The following is a 6,287-nucleotide window of genomic DNA, read 5'->3' as shown; positions in this document are numbered from 1 at the left end:
AAAAACGCAGCCGCCGTTCCTGTTACCCCTGCCCGGCGGCCGGACCGGCTAGCGTTTCGATCATGCCAACATCATGATGGCGGATCCGACATCATGACGTCCTTTCGGAAAGGCCCTCCGGGAGACCCCCGCGCGCCTCGCCTCTCAGGATTCGGCCCCGCCGGCCGCCTCGCCCCGGGCCCGCCAGCGGCGGGCCGCCACGACGTCGGCCGCCAGCACCACGCCGCCGGCCGCGTAGCCGGCCGCCACGTCGGTGGGCCAGTGGACGCCGAGGACCAGCCGGCTCAGCCCCAGGGCCAGCGCCAGCACGAGCCAGGCCGCCCAGCCCGCCAGCCTCGCTGCCCTCCCTCGGCCGGCCACCGCCAGGTAGGCGAGCACGCCGTAGAAGCCGACGGCGAAGAGCGCGTGGCCGCTGGGGAAGGCCGAGCCGGCCACGAAGGGGTGCGGGAAGAGGGCCGGGCGCGGCCGGTGGAAGAAGGGCTTCCCCCCGTAGTTGAGGAGCGAGAGGCCGGCCACCGCGGCCAGCAGGAAGCCCGCCTTCCAGAAGGCCCGCCGCCATCCCCAGACCAGGAGCGTCAGGAGCGTCACCGCCGCGATGGCGGGCGGGTAGCCGAGGAGGCTGACGTCGTAGGCCACCTGCCAGAGGGCGGGCGTCACGCGCCGGTGGAGGCCGAGGAGGAGCGCCCGCTCCCAGGGCGCGCCGGCGGCGGGCGCCTGCGAGTGGATCAGCAGGAGGAGGGCGGCCGAGAGGAGCACGCCCCCGAGAAGCGTCAGCGAGGCGGCCAGCAGGCGCCGTCGGATCCGCGTCACCCCCGCCCGCTCCCCTTACCGCGCGGGCGGGCCACTTCCTGCCGGGGCTGCCGCCGGCGCCACCGCGCCGCCCTGGATCGCGCTCTCCGCCGCACTCGGGTTGGCCTTCCTCGTCGACGCCATCCCGCCCTACGGGGTTGCGGGCGCCCGGCCCACCGACCCGTGGGGGTGGGAGGGCTGGCTGGCCGGCCTGGCACCGGGCTGGCACGTCGCCGTAGCCTATGGGAGGGGCGACCCGCACAGCCCCTACGGTCTCGGCTTCGTGGCCGCCTGGCTCTTCCGGGTCCAGGCGCCGACCTCGCCGTGAGACCGCGGGCCGCGGGCGGCGCGGCCCGGGGCTGCCGAGGGGGGCGAGCGGCCGATGGTGGTGCTTCTCGTCCAGGGTTTCATGGCCACGCTGGGCGTGGGGATCGTCGCCTGGGGAGCGCGGCGGCAGATCCGGCTGCGGGATGCCAGGGAAGCCCCGTGGCTCTGGATGCTGCCCGCCCTGGTCCCGCTGGCGCTGACGGCGCTCTCGGCCGCCCACATGGCGCGGAGCGCCTGGAGCGCCTGGCTGCCCGTCTCGGTGGAGCTCCTGTCGACCGCCTTCCTGGCCGCCGTGGTGGCGCTCCGCTTCGCCGTCCGCGTGGGAGCGGAGCCCGCTGGCGGGGAGTCCACCGCCGGGGAGGCCGGCCGGCGGCGCGGCGCGCGGCGGCGCCAGGCGATGGCCGCCGCCGTCGTCGCGGCGGGTTTCAACCTGAGTTTCCTCCTCTACTGCCTGGCCCTCTGGGGACGGCTGCCGTCGCGCCCTGAGGCGCTCCCGATGCTTCCCCTCCTGGTGGCCTTCGGAGCGGCCCTGGTCCTCCAGGCCTCGGCGTGGACGGGCGAGCGGGGTTACGTCGTGCAGCGGCGCGACCCGAGGCTGGTGGTCGAGACGCCCTCGGGGGCGGGATGGGCGATCAACCTGGGCCACCCTTTGGGCTGGCTGGTCGCCGCGCTTTTTCTGGCGATGCCGGCGGTGCCCCTCCTTTTGGGGACCGCCGGGGTGCGCTGAGCCGGCAGGGCCCCGGTCCACTTGGGTGGAAGGGCTTCCTCTCCGCGCAAGGGGGATGGTGGAATGGCGACGTCACCAGGCTCGGGAAGCGGCCGCCGCCTCGCCGCAGGCCTGCTCTCCGTCCTCGTCGCCGCCGTCCTGCTCGGCGGAGGCGGTTCGCTCGCCCGCCGGGCGGCGGGAGCGCGGGCAGCAGCGCCTGCCTCGCCGCCGGCCCCGTTGGTGCAAAAGCTTCCGGCGGCGACGGACGCCGCGTCCGCAGCCGACGGCTGCACCCCCGGGAGCGCTTCGGCGTTCCAGGTGGTCTCCTCGCAGAACGGCGTCTTCCAGCCCGAGGCCGACATGGTCCACGTGAGCAACGGTACCGGCCGACCGCTCCCGGTGATCTTCGGCACGCCCTTTCCCGGTTCGGCGTACCCGCGATCCTCCACCTCGGTGATCATCCGGACGACCGTGCCGCCTCGCCGGCAGATCTGGCTGGTCTGGGGAAGGACGGGGGAGCGGGTGACCGGCTATCCGTCCTTCGTGGCTGGCGGCTGCGACCCGGTGCTCGGACCCCTTCACGCCTTCTACCGGCCGCGCGCCGACGCCGTCATGCTGCAGGACGACGGCTCGCGACAGGCTCCCCGGGGATCGCCGCCACTGGCAGCGCCCGCAGCCGGGCTGGACGTCCGCGTCGACCCCTCCTCCCGGCCGGCGGCCTCGCCGGGCGAGGCGGTCCTGGCGCAGCTCCGTTTCGGGCAGGCCGGCAATCTCCGCCTCGCCACCGCCCCGGACGTGGAGGCGGCCTTCGCGGCCGGGGCGTACGGCGTGGCGTTGCTGCGGCTGCCGGCGGCGCCGGCCGTCGACGTGCTGGTGACAGGCTGGCGGGACGGCCTGGGCTGGCAGGTACGCGCTCAGATGATCCTCGACCTGAGGACGAACTTCCGGCAGGTTGCCGCCCCCGGGGGGTCTCGCGAACCGGTACGCCTTCTCCTTCCGGGAGCAGGGCCTGCCGGTCGGCGGGACGGTCGCCTGGGAAGGCTCCTCGGTCGACCTGCTCGTCGAGTTGCCGCGCGCGGAGGCGCGCCCGTCGCTCCTGCCCGAGCCGCTGGCCCTGTCGGACGGAGGCTCGGCGGCGCTCTACCGGCCCGGGGGAAGCGACTTCCTGATCGCCTGGTCGCAAGGGGAGCGGACGTACGTGGCGCTCGGCGCCGACCTGGCGCGGCTGCGCGCGCTGGCGGCCGAGGCGCCGGGTTCTCCGCCGCCCGCTCCGTAGCGGCCGGCGACGGGCGGGGGGGGTGCACCCGTCCGGCCGGCACCGCTCCCTTGTGTTCCACCTGTGCTATAACAGCACTGGCAGGAAGGTGAGCGGGCGTGCTGCTCAAGATCGACCTGGAGAGCGAGCGGCCGATCTACCTCCAGATCCGCGACCAGGTGGTGGCCGCCATCGCCCGCGGCGAGCTGGCGGAGGGCGAGCGGCTGCCCTCCATCCGCCAGCTGGCCGCCGACCTGGGTGTCAACGTGCACACCGTCCACCGCGCCTACGACCTGCTGCGGCAGCAGGGCTTCCTCCGCGTCCGCGGCCGCGGCGGTGCCGTCGTCCGCCGCCCGGCTTCCTCGGGCGAGCCCGGGGAGTTTCCCGCGGAGTGGGAGCGGCGGGCGCGCCGCCTCCTGGAGGAGGCGCGGGCGCGGGGCCTGACCCGGGCGCGGATCCTCGCCCGCCTGGGGGAGCTGATGGACGCATGAGGCCCGACCTCCTCTTTCCGATCTTTCAGGCGATCCTCTGGCTGGGCGTCGCCGCCCTCTTCTGGCGGATGCCGGATCTGCAGGCGCGGGGCCTGGCCTTCGGCGTCCGCATCCCGCCGGAGCGGGCCGGCGATCCGGCGGTCGTCGCGGTCCGGCAGCGCTACCGGCGGGGCGTGGCAGCCTCCGCCGCCCTTGCCGCCGCCGGCTGGCTGGCCGTCCTCGGCACCGGCTGGGGCGGCGCCGCGGGGCAGACGCTGGCGGCCTCCGGGGCCGGCCTCGGCTTCCTCCTCCTGGCCACCCTGGCCTACGTCGCCGCCCACCGCCGGCTGGCCGCGGTCAAGGCGCAGGAAGGCTGGCTGGCGGCGTCGCCCCGCGCCGCCGTCGCCGAGACGCGCCCGCGGGGGGCGGGCGAGATCCGCTGGGCCTGGTTCGCGCCCGCCCTGGCCGTGCTGCTGGCCACCCTGGCCCTGGGGCTCTGGGTCTACCCGCACCTGCCCGCGCGCATCCCCATGCACATCGACGCGGCGGGGCGGGTGGACTCCTGGGCGACGAAGAGCTACGGGAGCGCGCTGACGCCCGTCTGGGTGCAGCTCTTCCTGACGCTGGTGGTCGGCGGGGTGGCCGCGCTGGTTCCCTCGGCGCCGCTCCGGCTCGACCCCGGGGAGCCGGAGGAGTCGCTCCGCCGGCAGCTCCTCTTCCGGCGGCGCATGGTGGCGGCCCTGGGTGTGGTCGCCGCGGGCGCCAACCTGACGGCGCTCCTCCTCGGCTTGGTGGTCTGGGGGTGGCTGCCGCCGTCGTATGCCGCGCTGAGCGTCCTGCCGACGCTGCTGGCGGTGCTGGTGATGCTGGGCGTCACCTTCTCCCTGGGACAGGAAGGAAGCCGCCTCCGCCCGGCGCGCCGCCCGCCGTCCGCGGAGGGGAGGGGCGCGGCCGCGACCGCGCCCGCCCCTGCACCGGCGCCCGCCCACGCGCCGGCGCCCGCCCCCGCGCCGGCGCCCGCGGACGACGACCGCTACTGGTGGGGCGGCCTGGTCTACGTCAACCGGGACGATCCAAGCTTCCTCGTCTCCAAGCGGTTCGGCGTCGGCTGGACGGTCAACTTCGGCCACCCGCTGGGCTGGCTTTTCGCGGCGCTGGTCCTGGGCAGCATCGCGGTGGCCGTGGCTCTGCCGCTCCTGGCGGGCCGCTGATCGCCGGCGCGATCTGGGCGCGCGAGGGTCTCCCGGACGGGGGTGCACGATCTGCCATCATGATGGCGGAAATGACGTCATGACGTCATTTCCGGAAGGGCCTGCGGGGAGAGACCGGCAGCGCTCCGACCCGCGCCGTCCGACCGCCGGCGGTCGACCCGCGGGGGGCCCGAAAGGAGCTGGGACGCATGGCCTGGTGGCTGCTCGGCGCGGGGCTCTTCGCCATCGCGCTGCCCTTCCTCGGCTTCGCTCTGCTGGGGCGGCGCTGGCGGCTCAGCTGGCGCGCCTTCGGCATCGGCGCCGCCACCTTCTTCGTCGCCCAGGTGGTGCTCCGCCTGCCCTGGATCGGGCCGCTCACCGCCTGGCTCCAGCGGCACGGCGCCTCGACGCCGCCGGCGGCGCTGGGCGTCGTCCTTCTGGCCGCCGTCACGGCCGGCCTCTTCGAGGAGGGGGCGCGCTACCTCGCCTACCGCCTGGCCCTCCCCAGGCCCCGCCCCGGCGAGGCGCTGGCCATGGGCCTCGGCCACGGCGGGCTGGAGAGCATCCTCCTCGTCGGCCTCAACGGCGTGGTGACGGCCGCGCTCCTGCTCGTCCTGGCGGCGCACCCGTCGGCGCTGCCGGCGGCGCTGGCGGAGCAGCTGCGGCGGGGAGTGGCGCCCGCGCTGGCGGGCGGCCCGGCCCTGCCGCTCCTGGGCGCCCTGGAGAGGCTCTCCGCCCTGGCGCTGCAGGTGGCGCTGAGCGTGGTGGTCGCCGTGGCGGTGCTGCGCCGCTCCTTCGCCTTGTGGCTGGGCGCCTTCGGGGTCCATACCGGCGTCGACGCGCTGGCCGGCTTCCTGCCGCTCTGGACGCGGAGCCTGCCGCTGACCGAGGCGGCGGTGCTGGCGGCGGCCCTGCTGGCGGCCGCCTGGGCGCTCCGCCTGCTGCGGAGCGACGCCTGGCCGGGGAGCGGGGAGGAGGCGCCGGCCGCGACCGGGCCGGCGGGCACCTCCTGAGGAGCCTCAGCCCCGGCTCCAGGCGACCTGCAGCTCTACCCCCGCGGCGCGCAGCAGGCTCGAGACCGGGCAGCGGTCCTCCACGCGCCGGCGCAGCTCCTCCAGCTCCGCGTCGGAGGCCGGCGTGCCGATGCGCACGCGCGCCTCGACGCGGCGGAAGTGGCGCGGGACGCCGGCCACGCCCATCATGCCGCGCGGGTCCAGGTCGCCGCGGCTCTCGATCTCCAGCCGGTCGACGGCGATCTCCAGCTCGCGGGCGATGCGCGTCACCATCACCGTCAGGCAGCCGTTGAGCGCCGCCAGCACCGCCTCCAGCGGGTTGGGCCCGGCGTCCTCGCCGCCCATCTGCACCGGCTCGTCGGTCAGAAACCGGCCCAGGTTCCGCACCCGGTGGAGCGCCTTGGCCCCGCCCAGCCAGCGGCTCGAGGCCGCCAACTCCACCGTGGGCCGCGCCTGGGCGGCGTCGCCCGCGCCCGTGGTTACCGCCATGAGGGCCACCTCCCGGATAAAGCCGAGTATTCCAGTCGGAATCATGGT

8 protein-coding genes are annotated in these 6,287 nt (G+C 76.1%); 6 read left to right on the top strand and 2 right to left on the bottom strand.

Annotation, left to right across the window (positions count from 1 at the left end):
• Nucleotides 1-144: 144 nt before the first annotated feature.
• On the bottom strand, nt 145-810 hold the full coding sequence (locus K6U79_04855) for a phosphatase PAP2 family protein (protein ID MCL6521688.1): 666 nt from the start codon (nt 808-810) through the stop codon (nt 145-147).
• 100 nt (nt 811-910) lie between these two features.
• Here K6U79_04855 and K6U79_04850 point away from each other — a divergent pair, with 100 nt between their 5' ends.
• The 6 genes from K6U79_04850 (at nt 911) to K6U79_04825 (ending at nt 5,750) form a co-directional block, all read left to right on the top strand.
• Entirely contained in the window at nt 911-1,117 is a 207-nt protein-coding gene (locus tag K6U79_04850) for a hypothetical protein (protein MCL6521687.1), read from the top strand.
• A gap of 54 nt (nt 1,118-1,171) precedes the next feature.
• Nucleotides 1,172-1,843, top strand: a complete 672-nt coding sequence (locus K6U79_04845) for a DUF5808 domain-containing protein (protein ID MCL6521686.1) — start codon at nt 1,172-1,174, stop codon at nt 1,841-1,843.
• 931 nt (nt 1,844-2,774) lie between these two features.
• Nucleotides 2,775-3,098, top strand: a complete 324-nt coding sequence (locus K6U79_04840) for a hypothetical protein (GenBank protein MCL6521685.1) — start codon at nt 2,775-2,777, stop codon at nt 3,096-3,098.
• A gap of 98 nt (nt 3,099-3,196) precedes the next feature.
• Entirely contained in the window at nt 3,197-3,568 is a 372-nt protein-coding gene (locus K6U79_04835; protein MCL6521684.1) for a GntR family transcriptional regulator, read from the top strand.
• Nucleotides 3,565-4,758 carry a DUF1648 domain-containing protein gene (locus tag K6U79_04830; GenBank protein MCL6521683.1) on the top strand — a complete coding sequence of 398 codons (1,194 nt, stop codon included), beginning with the start codon at nt 3,565-3,567 and terminating at the stop codon, nt 4,756-4,758. Before K6U79_04835 ends, K6U79_04830 begins: the two co-directional genes overlap by 4 nt.
• Before the next feature lie 188 nt (nt 4,759-4,946).
• Nucleotides 4,947-5,750 (top strand): YhfC family intramembrane metalloprotease, encoded by an 804-nt coding sequence (locus K6U79_04825; protein MCL6521682.1) that lies wholly within the window; start codon nt 4,947-4,949, stop codon nt 5,748-5,750.
• 6 nt (nt 5,751-5,756) lie between these two features.
• Here K6U79_04825 and K6U79_04820 read toward each other — a convergent pair whose 3' ends face one another.
• Nucleotides 5,757-6,239 (bottom strand): OsmC family protein, encoded by a 483-nt coding sequence (locus K6U79_04820; GenBank protein ID MCL6521681.1) that lies wholly within the window; start codon nt 6,237-6,239, stop codon nt 5,757-5,759.
• Between the last annotated feature and the right edge of the window lie 48 nt (nt 6,240-6,287).

It is taken from the genome of Bacillota bacterium, from assembly GCA_023511835.1.
Taxonomy (GTDB): Bacteria; Bacillota; Sulfobacillia; order JAIMAT01; family JAIMAT01; genus JAIMAT01.
The sequence above is the reverse complement of the archived record's forward strand: the minus strand, read 5'-3'. Positions and strand labels throughout refer to the sequence as shown.

Excerpts from the sequence above, each read along its gene's own strand:
- K6U79_04845 (MCL6521686.1), top strand. The coding sequence starts at position 1,172 with ATGGTGGTGCTTCTCGTCCAGGGTTTCATGGCCACGCTGGGCGTGGGG.
- K6U79_04830 (MCL6521683.1), top strand. The coding sequence starts at position 3,565 with ATGAGGCCCGACCTCCTCTTTCCGATCTTTCAGGCGATCCTCTGGCTG.
- K6U79_04825 (MCL6521682.1), top strand. The coding sequence starts at position 4,947 with ATGGCCTGGTGGCTGCTCGGCGCGGGGCTCTTCGCCATCGCGCTGCCC.
- K6U79_04820 (MCL6521681.1), bottom strand. The coding sequence starts at position 6,239 with ATGGCGGTAACCACGGGCGCGGGCGACGCCGCCCAGGCGCGGCCCACG.